This is a genomic window from Pseudanabaenaceae cyanobacterium SKYG29, from assembly GCA_025055675.1.
Lineage (GTDB): Bacteria > Cyanobacteriota > Cyanobacteriia > Pseudanabaenales > Pseudanabaenaceae > M5B4.
The window spans coordinates 202,406-219,489 of record JANWWT010000001.1 but is presented as its reverse complement, the minus strand read 5'-3'; the positions used below and the strand labels follow the sequence as shown (position 1 = coordinate 219,489).

At 46.8% G+C, this 17,084-nt stretch carries 15 protein-coding genes and 2 tRNA genes; 6 read left to right on the top strand and 11 right to left on the bottom strand.

Annotation, left to right across the window (positions count from 1 at the left end):
• Positions 1-3 precede the first annotated feature (3 nt).
• A complete protein-coding gene (gene msrA, locus NZM01_01010; GenBank protein MCS6958615.1) occupies positions 4-663 on the bottom strand; it encodes a peptide-methionine (S)-S-oxide reductase MsrA in 660 nt (219 codons plus the stop codon).
• 156 nt (positions 664-819) lie between these two features.
• Between msrA and moeB the strand changes: the two genes are divergently transcribed.
• Together moeB and NZM01_01000 are read left to right on the top strand one after the other, a co-directional pair.
• Positions 820-1,965, top strand: coding sequence for a molybdopterin-synthase adenylyltransferase MoeB (moeB, locus tag NZM01_01005; GenBank protein MCS6958614.1), 1,146 nt, complete (start codon positions 820-822; stop codon positions 1,963-1,965).
• Positions 1,966-2,004: 39 nt separating this feature from the next.
• On the top strand, positions 2,005-2,406 hold the full coding sequence (locus NZM01_01000; protein MCS6958613.1) for a SaoD/DsrE family protein: 402 nt from the start codon (positions 2,005-2,007) through the stop codon (positions 2,404-2,406).
• Positions 2,407-2,451: 45 nt separating this feature from the next.
• Here NZM01_01000 and NZM01_00995 read toward each other — a convergent pair whose 3' ends face one another.
• Positions 2,452-3,168, bottom strand: a complete 717-nt coding sequence (locus NZM01_00995) for a 15,16-dihydrobiliverdin:ferredoxin oxidoreductase (GenBank protein MCS6958612.1) — start codon at positions 3,166-3,168, stop codon at positions 2,452-2,454.
• Positions 3,169-3,243: 75 nt separating this feature from the next.
• Positions 3,244-3,317, bottom strand: a tRNA-Arg gene (locus tag NZM01_00990).
• A 71-nt stretch (positions 3,318-3,388) separates the two neighbouring features.
• On the opposite strand from NZM01_00990, the gene pyk reads away from it, so the two are divergent.
• Positions 3,389-5,143 (top strand): pyruvate kinase, encoded by a 1,755-nt coding sequence (pyk, locus tag NZM01_00985; GenBank protein MCS6958611.1) that lies wholly within the window; start codon positions 3,389-3,391, stop codon positions 5,141-5,143.
• Here the strand turns inward: pyk and rlmD are convergent.
• The 5 genes from rlmD to NZM01_00960 form a co-directional block, all read right to left on the bottom strand.
• On the bottom strand, positions 5,129-6,493 hold the full coding sequence (gene rlmD / locus NZM01_00980) for a 23S rRNA (uracil(1939)-C(5))-methyltransferase RlmD (GenBank protein MCS6958610.1): 1,365 nt from the start codon (positions 6,491-6,493) through the stop codon (positions 5,129-5,131). The genes pyk and rlmD overlap by 15 nt on opposite strands.
• 246 nt (positions 6,494-6,739) lie before the next feature.
• Positions 6,740-8,179 (bottom strand): cobyric acid synthase, encoded by a 1,440-nt coding sequence (locus tag NZM01_00975; protein MCS6958609.1) that lies wholly within the window; start codon positions 8,177-8,179, stop codon positions 6,740-6,742.
• Entirely contained in the window at positions 8,145-9,353 is a 1,209-nt protein-coding gene (locus NZM01_00970) for a bifunctional folylpolyglutamate synthase/dihydrofolate synthase (protein MCS6958608.1), read from the bottom strand. The genes NZM01_00975 and NZM01_00970 overlap by 35 nt, the downstream gene beginning before the upstream one ends.
• The gene (locus NZM01_00965; protein MCS6958607.1) at positions 9,350-10,810 is read right to left on the bottom strand and encodes an ATP-binding protein; all 1,461 of its coding nucleotides are present in this window, start codon (positions 10,808-10,810) and stop codon (positions 9,350-9,352) included. Before NZM01_00965 ends, NZM01_00970 begins: the two co-directional genes overlap by 4 nt.
• A gap of 55 nt (positions 10,811-10,865) precedes the next feature.
• Entirely contained in the window at positions 10,866-11,756 is an 891-nt protein-coding gene (locus NZM01_00960; protein ID MCS6958606.1) for an alpha/beta fold hydrolase, read from the bottom strand.
• Positions 11,757-11,873: 117 nt separating this feature from the next.
• Here NZM01_00960 and NZM01_00955 point away from each other — a divergent pair.
• The 3 genes from NZM01_00955 (at position 11,874) to NZM01_00945 (ending at position 14,121) form a co-directional block, all read left to right on the top strand.
• Positions 11,874-11,945 (top strand) — tRNA-Thr (locus NZM01_00955).
• A gap of 420 nt (positions 11,946-12,365) precedes the next feature.
• The gene (locus NZM01_00950; protein ID MCS6958605.1) at positions 12,366-13,412 is read left to right on the top strand and encodes a serine/threonine protein kinase; all 1,047 of its coding nucleotides are present in this window, start codon (positions 12,366-12,368) and stop codon (positions 13,410-13,412) included.
• Entirely contained in the window at positions 13,342-14,121 is a 780-nt protein-coding gene (locus NZM01_00945) for a substrate-binding domain-containing protein (GenBank protein MCS6958604.1), read from the top strand. Before NZM01_00950 ends, NZM01_00945 begins: the two co-directional genes overlap by 71 nt.
• Before the next feature lie 51 nt (positions 14,122-14,172).
• Here the strand turns inward: NZM01_00945 and NZM01_00940 are convergent, their stop codons facing one another.
• The 3 genes from NZM01_00940 to NZM01_00930 all read right to left on the bottom strand — a co-directional run bounded on the left by NZM01_00940 (position 14,173) and on the right by NZM01_00930 (position 16,912).
• Positions 14,173-15,024 carry a DNA-formamidopyrimidine glycosylase gene (locus NZM01_00940; GenBank protein ID MCS6958603.1) on the bottom strand — a complete coding sequence of 284 codons (852 nt, stop codon included), beginning with the start codon at positions 15,022-15,024 and terminating at the stop codon, positions 14,173-14,175.
• A 77-nt stretch (positions 15,025-15,101) separates the two neighbouring features.
• Positions 15,102-15,296: a photosystem I reaction center subunit IV gene (locus NZM01_00935; GenBank protein MCS6958602.1), complete on the bottom strand. Its 195-nt coding sequence runs from the start codon at positions 15,294-15,296 to the stop codon at positions 15,102-15,104.
• A gap of 56 nt (positions 15,297-15,352) precedes the next feature.
• Positions 15,353-16,912 (bottom strand): NAD(P)H-quinone oxidoreductase subunit 4, encoded by a 1,560-nt coding sequence (locus tag NZM01_00930; protein ID MCS6958601.1) that lies wholly within the window; start codon positions 16,910-16,912, stop codon positions 15,353-15,355.
• Positions 16,913-17,084: the final 172 nt, after the last annotated feature.

Sequence of the window (17,084 nt, the reverse complement as noted above, 5' to 3'; positions counted from 1 at the left end):
CCTCTAGGAGACCACTACAGCCTCCTCTGGCAAACCAACACCACACCCCCCTAACCCACAGTAGCCATTGGGATGCTTGGCAAGATATTGCTGATGGTAGGTTTCGGCGTAGTAAAACTCAGGTGCAGGCAGAATCTCCGTCGTAATTTTCCCGTAACCAGCCTGGGTGAGAACTGCTTGATAGGCATCTTTTGTTTTTTCTGCTAGTTCTCGCTGCGCCTCCGAATAGTAGTAGATACCCGATCGATATTGCGTGCCCACGTCATTTCCTTGGCGCATACCCTGGGTGGGGTTATGATTTTCCCAGAATACTTTCAGCAACTGCCCATAGGCAATCTTTTGCGGGTCAAACACCACTAACACAACTTCATTGTGACCAGTCAAACCCGTGCAGACTTCCTCATAGAGAGGATTAGGGGTATAACCCCCTGCGTAGCCAACCGCCGTCACATAGACACCAGCCAACTGCCAAAACTTGCGTTCTGCACCCCAGAAACAACCCATACCGAACATAGCTTGCTCCATCTGGGGGGGGAAGGGGGGCTTGATGCGATTGCCATTGACATAATGAAAATCAGTAACGGGAATTGGGTTTGGTCTACCAGGTAGCGCCTCCTGGGGAGAAGGCATAGTTAATTTTTTACCAAAGCCAAACAAGCCCATACATTTCCCTCTTGCCTACACTTCTAGGATAACGAATAATCCGCAGCTGCCCTTACACCTCCAGGGGGACAATGCCAAAGTTTATCTGTAGTTAAGTCTACTCACCCTGCCAATCGGTTAAACTAAAACACCAGCAATTATTACAGTTATTAAGTAATGGACGCAGTAACCCTCAGCAAAGACGAGTACGAAAGGTATTCCCGCCACATCATCCTGCCCGAAGTTGGTTTAGAAGGACAGAAGCAACTGAAAGCAGCTAAAGTTTTGTGTATTGGCACAGGGGGGCTGGGTTCTCCCCTCTTGCTCTACCTGGCAGCGGCTGGGGTGGGGCGCATAGGCATTGTCGATTTTGATGTTGTCGATGCTTCCAACCTGCAAAGGCAGATTATTCATGGCACTTCCTGGGTGGGTAAACCTAAGATTCAATCGGCTAAGCAACGTATCCTGGACATCAATCCCTATTGTCAAGTTGACCTCTACGAAACTCGCCTTACTGCTGCTAATGCCCTCGATATTATTGCTCCCTACGACATTGTAGTCGATGGCACTGATAACTTCCCCACCCGCTATCTGGTTAACGATGCCTGTGTGCTCCTGGGTAAACCAAATGTCTACGGCTCTATCTTCCGCTTCGAGGGGCAGGCTACAGTCTTTAACTACCAGGACGGACCTAACTACCGCGATCTCTATCCCGATCCACCCCCCCCTGGTCTTGTGCCTTCCTGTGCCGAAGGTGGCGTGTTGGGCGTGCTGCCTGGAGTAATTGGTACTATCCAAGCTACGGAAACGATCAAAATCATTCTAGGCAAAGGTACAACCCTGAGCGGTCGCCTCCTCCTCTACGATGCGCTGCAGATGAAGTTCCGCGAGCTAAAATTGCGTCCCAACCCTGTCCGCCCCGTGATAGAAAAACTGATAGATTATGAACAGTTCTGCGGTATTCCCCAAATGCAACAGTCCTCTAGCGATGTCCCTGAAATAACGGTGCGGGAACTCAAGGAGATTCTCGATCGCAATACGGGCGAATATGTCCTAGTGGATGTCCGTAATCCCAATGAATATGAAATTGCGGCGATTCCTGGTGCCATTCTTGTCCCTCTGCCAGAAATTGAACAGGGTCCTGGCATCGAAAAAATCCGCTCCCTCGCTGCGGGTCACAAATTGCTCGTCCATTGCAAAGCAGGAGGACGATCGGCTAAGGCAGTTAAAATCCTGCAACAGGCAGGCATCCCAGGCATAAATGTCAAAGGTGGTATCCTAGCTTGGGCGCAAGAGATTGACCCCTCTGTACCCCGCTACTAAAATTGATAACGATTATCATCCTCTTGAGGAAAGGTAGGGATGAAAGTAGCCTATGTCTTCACTCACCCCCGCTGTGGGACATACAAGTTGGGGCAGATGATCCTACCTCAGTTAGAGGCAGGGGTGCATGGGGTGCAGGTGGTGGGGATGTTTTTCTTTGATGACAACTGCTTTGTCCTGCGCCGGGGAGACCCGATCGGGGAGCGTCTGGCTAAAGTGGCTAAGGAGCAAAACATCCTGTTGATGATGTGCGATATGTGTGCTTTAGAGCGCAAATTAGCAGTGGGTGAACCCCGTTGGTGTAATCCTGATGGGACGGGGCGCCAAGAACCAGCTACTTGTACAGTCAAAGACGTGGTGGAGGGGGTGACAGTGGGTTGTTTTCCCGATCTATACACAGCATTGGCGGCTAATCCCCCCGATCAAGTGATCTCTCTGTAGGCTAGCTTGGGGCAAAAGTCCGTTAATTACAACCCCTGCAGCTAATCAGCGGGAGACAGATAAGGCTCTGGCATCTTCGAACAAAAATTCGTAGAGGAACCTTTCTGCCCACTCGTGCCCAAAATAACTACTAAATAGCCCAGAGGCAGGGTCCCGATCGGCGCTGTATTGGTCGTAATCTCTCTGGGCTTGCATCACAACGGCGGGGTTGGGGACTGGTTCTGCCCGCTCAACTAATTCCCAGTAGAGAGCTAAGTAGTCCTGGAATGCTTGAAACACTCTGCTCTGCACCGTTTCCCGATCGGTTTTGGCAAACAACAAGTACTTAGAAAAGTACTGATTGGCATCGTAGAACTTCATCTCTAAATTTTGGCACAGGTCGGGATAGCGATCGTGGAGGGTTTTGAGGGGAGAGATATATTTTTCCAGGTATTCGGGGGTTTGAAAAAGGGGTTGAAAATCCATCACCACTAAGTTTTTTACCTGCCCAAAGGAGAGGAAATCAATTCCTAAAAGAGGGAGGTCGTAGCGATAATCAGGATAGATGACACTGTTAAAAATTTGGGCGCTTGCCCCCGCATCAATATAGGTATAGCGAATTTTGCGCAACTGGTCACACGTGTAGCACCAGCTTTTAATCGTAGCCGGGTGGCGACCCCGCTCGCTCCTTTTTTCCTCCAACCCAGGGGGAATAGGACGTTGGCGTAACTGGAATCGACTAAACAGAGAGGATTCTAAAAAAGCTAAAAAGGGCTGGTACATACTAAAAAACATTTGCTATTCCCTCCAGCTTAAAGGATGTCCGCCTGGGATAGCACAATCATTAAGATTCTTTAACGTCTCTGGCAGGGCTCGAACCTGCAACCGTTCGCTTAGAAGGCGAATGCTCTATCCAATTGAGCTACAGAGACCCGTCCCCACACAAATTTTCATCATAACACAGAAGATGTTAAAATGCCCCCTACACCCTCCATGTCCCACTATGACTAAGCTGAAGCAATTTCGTCGCGCTAAAATTGTTGCCACCCTTGGTCCTGCCACTAGCAGCCCCGACATGATCCGTAAGTTGATTGAAGCGGGAGCTACTACCTTACGCCTGAACTTTTCCCACGGCACCCACGCTGACCACCACCGCAATATCTGCAATATTCGCCAAATCTCTACCGAGTTGAACCAGCCAGTGGGTATTCTCCAAGACCTGCAGGGGCCAAAAATCCGCTTGGGTAAATTTGCCAATGGGTCAGTACAGTTGCGTCGCGGCGATCGCTTGATTCTCACTAGCCGCCCCCAGGAATGTACCCAGGAAATTTGTTACGTATCCTATGACAAGTTGGCAGAGGACGTACCAGAGGGAGCCACTATCTTACTGGATGATGGCAAGGTGGAGCTGCTGGTAGAAGCAGTAAATCGGGCTGAGGATGCCCTGGAGTGCCGCGTAGTCATTCCTGGGGTTTTATCGAACAGCAAAGGTGTGAATTTCCCCAATGTGCATCTGTCCGTTAAAGCCATGACGGAAAAGGATAAAGAAGACCTCAAATTCGGACTGTCCGAGGGGGTAGACTGGGTGGCTTTAAGTTTTGTCTGCTATCGGGAAGATATTTTAGAGTTAAAGGAATTGATTGCTCAGTCAGGCAGAAATGTAGGGGTAATTGCCAAAATTGAAAAGCACGAGGCAGTTGCCAACATGGAGGAAATTTTGTCAGTCTGCGATGGGGTAATGGTAGCCAGGGGGGACTTGGGGGTAGAAATCCCTGCTGAAGATGTACCGATCGTGCAGAAAAAACTCATTCAAACTGCCAACCGCTTGGGTATTCCCGTCATTACTGCTACCCAGATGTTAGACAGCATGGTTAACAATCCCCGACCAACCCGTGCAGAAATTTCTGATGTAGCAAATGCAATTTTAGATGGTACGGATGCCGTCATGCTCTCTAACGAAACAGCGGTAGGCAAGTATCCGATCGAAGCAGTAGAAACGATGGCAAGAATTGCTATGCGCATTGAACAGGAATACAAATACACTAGAAATTTTGCTCCTAGCCGCTCTATTCCCAATGCTATTAGTCAAGCGGTGGGGACAATTGCCGAACAACTCAATGCCAGTGCCATTATCACCTTGACTAAGACGGGAGCCACTGCCCGCAATGTGTCAAAATTTCGTCATTCTACGCCTATTTTAGCGGTGACTTCTTCTGTGGGCGTAGCCCGTCAGTTACAGTTAGTGTGGGGGGTGCAGCCTTTGACTCTATTGGATTTACCCTCAGCAAAACAGAATTTTGAAGCAGCTATCAATCTGGCCCAAGAACACAATCTAGTTGCACCAGGAGACATTGTGGTGATGACAGCAGGTACAGTACAAGGCGTAGCCGGTTCTACGGATTTGATCAAGGTGGAATGTGTGTCAGCAGAGGTGGGCAAAGGATTGGCAATCGGGCAAGGTTTAGTCACAGGTAGAGCCAGAGTCGCTAAGCATTTCTTGGATGTGAAGGATTTTCATGCGGGCGAAATTTTGGTTGTAGAACAGACGAATGCGGATTTTGTGGAGATTATGCGCAAAGCTGCTGCGGTGGTGACCGAAGAGGACCGTCTCGATTCCCATGCTGTCATAATTGGCAGGAAGTTAAATATTCCTCTGTTAATTGGCGTGAAAGAAGCAACCAAGCAAATCCGTGATGGTGACCCCCTCACTGTCAATTTCGATCGGGGTATTGTCTATGCGGGGTTACGATCGGACTAACAAAACCATCGTCTCGACATGGGCCGTCTGGGGAAAGAAATCGATCGGTTGAATTTTTTCTAGGGAATAACTGCCACTACTACACAACAACTGTAAATCTCGTGCTAAAGTAGCGGGGTTACAACTGATGTAAATGATACGCTCGATCCTACTTTCCTCTATGAATTGAATCACTTCTGGCTCACAACCTTTGCGGGGGGGGTCAAGCAGGAGAATGTCGGGATTAATTTGCAACTGTGGCAATACTGCTTCCACTTTGCCTGGGATGAATTTTACCCGATCGGTTAGATTGTTGATGGTAGCATTTCTTTGCGCCTGTTGCACAGCTTGGGGCTGAATTTCGATACCATAGCACTGACGCACAAGTTGAGCTAGGGGCAGAGTAAACGTACCAATACCGCAGTAGGCATCCACAATGATTTCTGTCCCCTGTAACTGCAGGGTATCTAACAGGATTTTTACTAGCTGCTCAGCTTGCTCAGTGTAAATTTGGAAAAAAGTATCAGCAGTTAGATGTAACTCCAAATTAGTAAATTTTTCTCGCACATAGTCCCTGCCAGCTATACAGCGGGATGCTTCCCCTAAAATCACATTATTATGCTGGGCATTGCGATTCAAAACTACCCCCACTACCCCTGGTAATTCTAACCATGATTGTCCTACCTGTTCTACCCCCGGCAAAGCCCAAGACTGCGTCACAATGGTGATTAAAATCTCCCCTGTATGTCTACCAATCCGAAATCCTATGTGGCGTAAATTACCTTGGTGGGTCGCCTCATTATAAATTGACCAGCCCGATCGGTCTAAATCCTGTTTGACAGTTTTCAATAGAGCGTCAAGGCGTTCATCCTGGACAGGACACTGGTTTAGATTGATGACTTTGTGGGTATTGCGCTGATAATAACCGACCTTAATTTTACCTGCTTGATTAGTAGTGATAGGGTAGATTACTTTATTACGATAATGAAAAGCTTGGGGAGCAGGGATAATAGGTTGTAACTTTGCTATGACTTGGGATTCGGGGAACTTACCTATCCTGACGAGAGCTTGTAAAACTTGATTTTGTTTCGCCTGTAACTGATAGTTATAAGAAGCAAACTGCCATTGACAACCGCCACATTTATCCGCTACAATACAACGAGGACGCACACGGTGGGGGGAGGGAGTAATAATTTCTACTAACCTAGCCTCGGCCCAATTACGCTTCAATAAAATAACTTGCACTAATACTTCATCCCCTGGTACAGCATTGGGGACAAAAATAACAAAACCCCGATCGCGCCCTACACCGCAACCATTATCAGCTAGATCAGAGATAGTAAGTTGGATTTTGTCTCCGGGTTTTAACATTAGTTCTCCTCAAAGTAACAAACCCTAGCCAGATGGGATAGTGGAAGTTAGCCTCGATCGTTTATGCAACTGTAGAGCCCAAAACGATTACATAACTAGTTTAGCTGCTGCGGAAGACAAATAGGTTATGTTGGGGGTAGCCTTGTGGCACGGTGTTTCTGCCAACATTTTCTGGGAGTAAAAACCTGAACAGGGGAGAACTGGATAGCTCCAACAACCAGCTAGCGTTATTCTATGATAGTCAAGTCAATGGCAATTTTCTACGTAAGCCCAAATCGGTTCTAGGTCTAAATAGTATTCTATAAAACTTGCCATCCGATCGTAAAGTTCTGCCTGTTGTTTTTGCCAAGGCTGGGGGTGCGCTCGATAGTTCTCAAGGTGAGCTAAATGAGCAATAGTAGTACGCAAATGCGGAGATTCAAATAAGCCATGGATGTAGGTACCCCAGACTCGCTGATTATGGGTGTAGATTTTTTGATTGCACTCCCGCAGACATTCCATATCCGCTAATGGGTAAGTTTCTCCCATGTGAATTTCATAAGCTTGCCAGTGATCAGATTTATACTCTATTTCCACTTGTTTGACTATTTTATGTTTGTGAAATACAGTGCGTACTGGTAGTAACCCCAACCCTGCTATTTCTCCTGCTACACCGCCATTGCCTGTGGGGTCGGATATTATCTGTCCCAACATTTGATAGCCACCACAGATACCAATAATTACCGCACCATTCTGATAGGCTGCCATAATTGCTTGGTCTAAGTTTGTTGCCCGCAGCCACAGTAAATCAGCGATCGTGTCTTTTGTTCCTGGCAGAATTATTACTTTAGCATTTTGCAGTTGGTTTGGTGATTGTACCCAAACAGTTTTTACTCCCTGATCTTGTCGCCAGGGCAAAATATCTTGGGAATTAGAAAGATAAGGAAACCGCACACAGGCGATGATTTCTCCATTCCCTCCCACTTCCTGGTCATAACATAGACTATCTTCACTTTCTGGCTGCAAATCCTTAGCAAAGGGTATAACGCCTAAATACTTGGTAGGGATATATTGGGCAAAGTAGTCTTTTGCTTCCCTAAATAATCTGAGATCACCCCTAAACTTATTGACAACTACACCCAATCCCTCAGCTTGGACACGAGCAGGCAACAAGTAATATGTCCCAATTAGCTGGGCAAATACTCCTCCCCTTTCAATATCCCCTACCAATAGCCATTTTCCCTGTAAGTAAACGATCGGGCGTAGGTTGACAATATCCCTTGTCATCAAATTTAACTCCACAGGACTGCCTGCTCCCTCTAACAGTAAAACATCGCATTCTTGTCGCCAAAACTCTAAGCAATCCACTACAACTTGCCATAGTTCAGGAATTTGTGCGTAATAATCAACCGCTGTGAAATGACCCTGGGCTGACCCTAAAACTACCAATTGGGACTTGCCCTGACTGGGTTTTAGTAGGATAGGATTCATCGCCACGATCGGTCTTAATCCACAGGCTTGGGCTTGTACAGCTTGTGCTCTGCCAATTTCTCCTCCTTCTAGTGTGACATAGGAATTATTGGACATATTTTGCGCTTTGAAGGGAGCAACTCTAATGCCCTGTCGCCGCAACCAGGCTGCCAAAGCTGTCACTAACCAACTTTTGCCTACATTAGAAGCCGTGCCTAACACCCCGATCGCTTTCACGCTTAAACTCTCCCAACAGATACAAAGAACCACAAATTACAATAGGAAAATCTAGAGTGATTGCCCGATCGAGACTTGCCCATAAGTTTGCTTGGATTTCATATTGAATTGGTACAGATACGGCAGCAACTAATTCGGCGGGACTAACACTATGATGCCCTGGAATTTCTATAGGGAATAAGTAGTCTCCTGACCGCACTAAAGTGTGTAAAATACTACTATAATCCTTGGTTGCAAGAATGCCAATAATCCAAGCAACAGATCGCTGGCAGTAAATTTGGTCTAGGTAATGGCGCAATGTTTCTGCTCCTGCCACGTTATGTGCTCCATCTAATAATATTTGTTTACCTTTGTAAGTTGTCCATTCTAGTCTGCCCTGCCATTTTGTATGTGCCAGACCTTGATAGATAGCTGCTTCTGTGATATGCCAACCCCTCAATTGTTGTACTACAGCCACGGCAATAGCAGCATTTAAGCGTTGGTGAACACCAGGCAAAGCCACATCATAAGTATCTGGTAATGGAACGGTAACTTCTGTAATCGGACATAGAAGGGCTTGGGCACGGGCAAGGATGACAGACCGGGCTACCTCCGGTAATTTACCAATTACAACGGGGCAATTGGCTTTAATAATACCTGCTTTTTCTGTAGCAATTTGAGCTAAACTATCCCCTAATCTTTGCCAGTGATCGCGACTAATAGAAGTAATTGCTGCTACTAGTGGCGTATCACAAACATTAGTAGCATCTAACCTTCCTCCTAAGCCTGTTTCTATGACAGCAATATCTACCCGTTGTTGGGCAAAATACCACCACATAGCACAGGTAATCACTTCAAATTGGGTGGGCATACATTGAGGCTCAATAACTGCTTGAACAACCTGAATTGCTTCCAGTAAATCCGCTGGCGTAATCAATCTATTGTTAATAGAAATGCGTTCACACCAGTCAACCAAATGGGGCGACGTATATCTGCCTGTGCGGTAACCTGCTTTTGTCAAAATTGTACTCAAAAAAGCGCAGACTGACCCCTTACCATTGGTACCCGCCACGTGGATAATGGGAACTATATTTTGGGGATTGCCTATTTTTTTCAGGAGATAAAGAACTCGATCGAGGGTGAGATCAATACCAAAGCGGGCATAGGTCGCCAACAAATTGTCCACAACGTTCATGATTCTGCATCGATAATCGGTAGTAACAAAGTAAAGATAGACCCCTTGCCCAATTCACTTTCAACCACAATTTTGCCCCCTAACATTTCACTGAATCTCTGGGAAATCGCCAAACCTAAACCAATGCCACCATGTTTGCGAGTAGTTGATTCATCTACCATTGTAAAGGGCTGAAAAATCCATTGTATCTGCTCTGCTGACATCCCAACTCCCGTATCGGCAACAGAGAATAACATAGTGGGTCTAACTTCATTGTTGAAACAGAACTTTTCTTCTCGCCGCACAGTTAGTCTCACTATTCCCTTGTAGGTAAATTTGCTAGCGTTGTTGAGGAGGTTAACCAAAATTTGGCGCAGTTTGTATAAGTCCGAGCGGATATACTTGATTTCGCTAGAGCAATAGAGAATAAACTCATTCCTGTTAGCTGCCAGCAGTGGTCTGTTAATTTCTACAACTTCTTTGATCAACTGTGGTATATCAACATTTTCCCAATAAACTGGAATCCTTTGATTTTCCAAACGGGCAAAGTCTAAAATATCATTAATAATGCCCAATAGTTGCTTGCCGGCATTTTTAATCTTAGCTAAATCCTGTTTGAATTCTTCATAACCCCACTCTGTGGCTTCCTCTTCTAAAATTTCACTATAACCAATAATGGCATTGAGGGGAGTGCGCAACTCATGGCTCATATTAGACACAAATCGACTCTTAACTTGACTGGCAGCTTCTGCTTTCTCTTTGGCTTCCCTCAACTCCATTTCCGCTACTTTGGCCAGCGTAATATCCCGACTTACCCATACTACTCTCTCCTCATCAAGAGCAGAAAAATAGCCGCTATACCAACTATCCTGCCCCGGAGTTTGGTAGTCAATTATCACTGTCTCCCTTGTACTTAACGCCCTGCGAATAGCTGCAATAATATTTTGGGCATGGGGAGCGGTATAGACATCCCTTACATTCATACCCAGCAAATAATGAAACTCTTTGCTACTGAGAGTCGGTGCAATCTGTAGATAGCTACCTTTTTGATCGACAATTACAATTAAGTCGGTCATGGCATTAAAGACTGCTCTTAGCTCTTGTTCTAGGACTGCCCGCGCCTGTTTTTCCTGCTGGTGTTCTAATTCTGTCAGCATTTCCCCTGTCACATCCCGCGCTGTCCACAGTACCTGCTCACTTTGCAAGGGAGTTATCTTCGCTTCAAACCATTTGTCCCGCAGTTGATAGCGCCATACTGCTACTTTTTGTTCATCCACAACTCTAGCAATTGTTGTTTCTACCTCCTGCCCCACAGGCAATAGGCTGGTCAGGGAATGCCCTAGCAGCTCTTGGGGACTACCTGGACAAAAATTACCGTAACAACTGACCACATCCGTGATCCTGCCTTCCCGATTGAGAATGAATATTTGATCCGAGAGAGCGTTAACAATTTCCTGTAATACCTCTGGTTCTGCCAAAGCCTCCCCCCCTTACCCCTACATCTAATGTTTGAGAATATAGCACCTCAGTCTCTCAAGCAGGAGAAAATTTCTGTAGCCAATCTAAAAGGAGGGGATTCACTAGTTCTGGACGTTCGTCGTGGGGGCAATGACCTGTTTGCGGTAAGGGAATTACTGTAATGTCTTTGCTCTTTGCCCACTGGCGATAAACCTGTGCGCCTTTGAGGGGAGTCCAGGGGTCAGCTTCTCCCCAAAGTACAAGTAGGGGTACGCGGAGATTAGGTAATAATGCTTCGGGGCGGGGACCGGGCGGGGCGGTCAAAACACGGCTGAATACTATTCTTGCCCCTGGGTCTAAGCTAGGAGTATGAAGCATTTCTACCAGTTCGTCTGTAATTGCCTGTTTGTGACAATAAACTTGTGCCAGAGTTGCACGAATGCGGTGCTTTTGCCTCACCCAGTTAAATACCCATTCCCCTGTGGTGGGAGAGCTAACCAAATAGGTAAAAACTGCCATTATTTGCTTCAAAGGAAAGTGTAACTCCTCAGGACGATGGTTCAAGCCCCCTGCAGCATTTAGTAAAACTCCCCCCATCGCCATGCTGGGGTTTTGGGTTACTACCATCAGCGCTAGAAGAGCTCCGATCGAGTTGCCTATCCATACCGCCGGTGTGTGAATGTGTGCTGCCCAAAAATCCTGTACTAGCTCCTGCCATAGTTCCATGGAGTAGGGTACATCGGGTTTTGCTGAAGCCCCAAATCCCAGTAAATCCAAGGCGTAAACACGATAACCGTGCCTAGCTAAAACGGGTATATTCTTGCGCCAATGCCCGATCGAGGCTCCGAAACCATGCAAAAGAACGATCGGTAATTCTGCGGTTGCACAACCTTGCACTGTGTAAGCGATTTTGTGCCCATGCCAGTGCCAAAAGGACTTGTTAAGAAGTGGTTGGGTTAGAGTCATGTTTCCGTCTGCATCTGTTTAGCTGTATGTTGTCGTCTGCGCCTAGTGGCAGCAACGTTCTTAGGGGGGAATTCGGTTTACCAACTCCTGTCCGTATGCTAGTATGTGTTACTGGGTGCTGGTGTAGCTCAGGGGTAGAGCTGCTGATTTGTAATCAGCCGGTCGGGGGTTCGAATCCCTTCACCAGCTTAGATTGTGTGACCTGAAACTAAGTTGCCCATTAGAGGTTCCCATTGATACACAGCTCTAGGTGCCTGGGCAAGTCATGGTATCTACTTTCCTGGAACCAGACTGCTGGGGGCAAATTATAGCCAATTATCTTAGAAAGTAGCAAAATGGTTAAAATTAATACAATAATGTCACAAAATCCTTGGCAGTGGGGTGCTGCAACGGAAGAATTACATATTTGAATTACCAACAATTTCTACTGCGAAATCCATCTCTGTCAGTGCCAAAATTTATTAACTCATTTTCGGTGCCGTTCTGTCGAGTGGACTTGCTTTACTGTTCAAGGTTTGGCTAACAAAAATAGGGGACTCTAACCCACAGCTCAAACGCTATGCCTCGACACAAATTAGCTATTATTAAACTAAAGTGGAAAAGGAAAAAATGATCGGCAAACTACTAGACGGTAGGTATCAGGTCATTAAACTTTTGGGTAGGGGTGGTTTCGGTCATACCTATTTGGCAACAGACACCAAAAGACCAGGCAATCCTCCCTGTGTGGTTAAGCATCTTCGCCCCCAAAGTACTGACCCTGAATTCCTAGCAGTTGCTCGCCGTCTTTTTAAGACTGAAGCAGAAACCCTGGAAAGACTGGGGAGTTTAGAACAGGTACCTACTCTCTATGCCTACTTTGAGGAGGACAAGGAATTTTATCTTGTGCAAGAATTTATTGACGGACATCCCCTCAGCAATGAACTAGTACCAAATCAGCCTTGGGAAGAACCCCAGGTAATTGAATTTTTACAGAATATTCTCCCTGTATTAGCAGAACTTCACGATCGGGGAGTCATCCACCGCGACATTAAACCCGATAACATCATCAGAAGAAAGGGCGACCGCAAATTGGTGTTAATCGACTTTGGCGCAGTTAAACAAGTGATGCAGGATACGGGTAAAAGTCACCTGTCTGTGGCGATCGGTACTCCTGGTTATATTGCTCCTGAACAGGCAATCGGTAAGCCCAAATTTGCCAGTGGTGTTTATGCGGTGGGGATGGTGGCAATTCAAGCCTTGAGGGGTGTGCCCCCCGATCACTTTGGCGACACAGAAGCAGGAGAGGTGCATTGGCATATCTGTGTTGATACTAACTTAATCAGTCCCCGTCTAATAGTCAAGCGGAATTACCGCCAGCGTTATAGGAATGCCAGGGAAGTTTTGTCGGCTTTGCAAGGGGGGAATACAGATATACAAATACAGCATAGGTATAACTCTACCAAAAATCGGACAGAAGAGAAAGTAGTTTTGTTATCATCTCTGTTTTTGTCTTCAGTAATTTTTATTCTTCTGTGGTCGCTACTTGCTAGAAAGACTTGTACAACCTTCGCGGATGTGTCAAATGTGCCAGCAGGAGTCTTTAACTATGGTGGTTCTACAACCTGGGACAACATTCGCAGGGAAATGGCAAGTTCCCGCCTTCCTACTATCTCCTGATTTTCGTATTCGCTACACCAACCCTACTCCTGATGAAGGACCACGGGGTTCCCATACTGGTATTCAAATGCTGTTAAACAATCGTTTAAGTTTTGCTGAGTCGAGTCGCCCTCTGCGACAAATAGAAAAAATAACTGCACAACAAAAAGGCTACAACCTGGAGCAAACTTTAGTAGCAGTCGATCCCACTGTCTTTATTGTCCATCCCAGCTTGTCTAATCTTCCTGGTCTAACTCGCAGCCAAATTAAAGATATTTACACTGGCAAAGTGACAAACTGGAAAGAACTAGGCGGTCCCGATCGGGCTATCACTCCCTATGCCCACCCCAGCGCCCGTACAGGTTGGTTCAGTGATTATATTTTGCAAGCGGAAAAACATCACCCGCGAGTAGTGTTTGTCAGTGGGACACCGGCAGCCCTCGATCGGGTAGCGGCTGACCCTGGGGGAATTTTTGATGCCTCTGCTGCCCAAGTTCTCCCTCGCTGTGATGTCCGTCCTTTGCCCGTGAGTGATGGTGGGAAGTTTGTTGCTCCCTATGAAGGCGAATTGACATTCGGTAAAGGTTGTAGGCGGCAAGCCAATGAGAAAGCTTTTCGGAACCTGGTTTATCCCTTTTATCGTGAGTTATATGTAGTCTACAAAGACTATCCTGGTAACAATAACCCAGATATGGTAACTTGCTTCTCACTGATGAAGGACAATCACTAATCGCCAGATCAGGATTTGTGCCAATTCGTACTCCTAAGGGTTGTCAAGCCATCAAATAGATGACAAGTCTTGATGTATGGGCTGACAAGTAGGGCAAAGGTGAGATGAACGACCACCAATTTTTAAGCGCTCGATCGGTGTGCCACAGACACGGCAGGGTTGTCCTGTCCGACGAAATACCCAAGCTACTGTTAAATAATTGCCCCGCTCTCCATTGCTGTCTAGGTAACTACTAAAAGTTGTCCCCCCATACCTAAGACCCGCCTGCAGAGATTGGATGATAGCTTGATGGAGTTTAACTATTTCTGCTGCCGTGAGAGAATGACAGGCTCGCTGGGGATGAATCCCTGCTAAAAACAAAGATTCGTCAGCATAGATGTTGCCAATCCCTGCCACGATCGTTTGATCGAGAAGAGCACTCTTGATTGCTTGTTGTTTATTTTGTAGTTTCCGCTGGAGATACTCAACTGTAAAATCAGTGCCCAGAGGCTCTACTCCTAAACTCTGCCAGGCAGTGACAATACTGGAGATCGACCGATCGGGAGGCACCCACCACATTTGCCCAAAAGTCCGCTGGTCATCAAAACGCAGTTCCTTACCGCCTACAAACCAAAAGCGCACCCGTGTATGCTTAGAGACTGGCTGTTCTTGGCAATTCCACTTCAACTGTCCCGTCATCCGTAAGTGAATAACTAAAATCCCCGCAGATAACTGGCAGTAAAGATATTTACCCCGCCTGCGCCAGGCACCAAATACCTGTCCTGCTAATGCCTCCTGAAAAGTTATAACATCGGGAAAAGCGATCGTTCTTGCTAACAAAACCGCACAGCTTTCTACAGAGCAATTAGTGGTAGTACGCGCCAGACCCGATCGGATAGTTTCTACTTCTGGCAATTCAGGCATTTTGCATCATTGTTGGCTGTAAGGACAAAAAAAGGAACCGAGGGTATCCCCGATTCCTGCTGGGGCAATAATATGGATTAGCCAGAGACTTCCTCTACTTCATCAATGGCAAAATTGTTGGTGGCAACGTTGTAGTAGTTGACCTTGTCAAAGCGCACGATCACAGGATAGATGATGCCGCTCTTGTCCACGGAAACCACTGTACCGATGTCACGATACCAGTAGGACTCCTTGCGCAAAATACGCACCTTAGAACCACGTTGAATAGCCATAAGTCACCCTCTAGTAAACGGAATGATTCCAGAGTAATACGTCAGCGTGATAGTGTCTATTTGCCCAATGTAAAGTTTTGTGTCACTACTCCCACCTGCGCCAAATTGGGGACGGCAGCCCGCATTATCCGCACTACTTGGGTAGTTGTAGCGTCATACATCTGAGTTAGGAGTTTGGGATAGAGACCAATGCCGATAATGGGCACCAGCAGACAGGCAATGATGAATACCTCCCTGGGTTCCGCATCTACTAGCTCCTCATGGGCTACCAACTCCTTATTCTCCTCGCCGTAGAAAATTTCCCGCAGCATAGACAGGAGATAAATAGGAGTCAGAATCACACCCACCGCCGCCAGTAGAATGATTACCAGCTTGAAAGCCCCACTGTAGGCATCACTAGTAGCAAAGCCGACAAATACCATTACTTCCGCCGCGAACCCGCTCATCCCAGGTAACGCCAGGGAAGCTAGAGAACAAGCCGTAAACATGGAGAAAATCTTGGGCATCCGCTGTCCCACCCCCCCCATCTCATCCAGGAGCAAGGTATGCGTCCGATCGTAGGTAGCCCCTACTAGGAAGAACAGACTCGCTCCAATCAAGCCGTGGGAGACCATCTGCAACATCGCCCCACTTGCCCCCAGGTCTGTATAGGCAGCCAAACCAATCAGCACAAAGCCCATGTGGGAGATAGAGGAATAAGCAATTTTGCGCTTGAGGTTCCGTTGGGCAAAGGAAGTGAGAGCAGCATAGATGATGTTTACTACCCCCAGAATCAACAGTAGAGGGGCAAAGATACGGTGCGCCTCCGGCAACATAGCGGCATTCATGCGGAAAAGGGCATAGCCCCCCATCTTCAAGAGAATCCCTGCTAGGAGCATATGCACAGGAGCGGTCGCTTCCCCGTGGGCATCGGGCAGCCACGTATGGAGAGGAAAAATGGGCAATTTCACCCCATAGGCAATGAGGAGCGCACCATAGGCAACCAACTGGAAGGGCAGCGAGAAATCCTTAGCCGCAATCTCCTGGAAATCAAAGGTAGTGTTACCGCCGTAAAAAGCCATGGCTAAGCCCGCCAGGAGAATAAACAACGACCCCCCCGCCGTATAGAGAATGAACTTAGTGGCAGCATACTGGCGTTTTTTACCCCCCCAAATTGATAGGAGCAGATAGACAGGAATCAATTCCAGTTCCCACATCAAAAAGAAGAGGAGCATATCCTGCACCGCAAACACCCCAATCTGCCCCCCATACATCGCCAGCATTAAAAAGTAAAATAGCTTCGGTTTGAGGGAGACAGGCCAAGCGGCAATAATTGCCAGGGTTGTAATAAAAGCCGTCAGCAAAATCAAGGGCATGGACAAGCCATCTGCCCCCATTGACCAATTCAGACCCAGCTGCGGTACCCAGGCAAACTTTTCCACCATCTGCAGATTGGGATTGCCCAGCTCATACTCTTGACAGAAGCCATAAACTAGGGCAATAAAATCTAACAGAGCTACGACTAGGGCATACCACCGTACTGTTCTGCCATCTCCTTTGTCGGGCACTAAAGGCACAAACAGCGCCATCACCACTGGAAAGACTATGGCAAATGTCAGCCAAGGAAAATCCTGCATAATTCCAATTTTGTCACTGCTAAGTAATATTAACCATTCTTATCCCCTTTTGCCCCTAACTTAACTAATCCTTAACACAGCTTGCGACTTAACTAATCCTCAAAATAATTCGGATACCCTTGACGAAATCTAAGGGATTCCTGCCAGTCATATTAAGGTTAAAGGGAAGTTA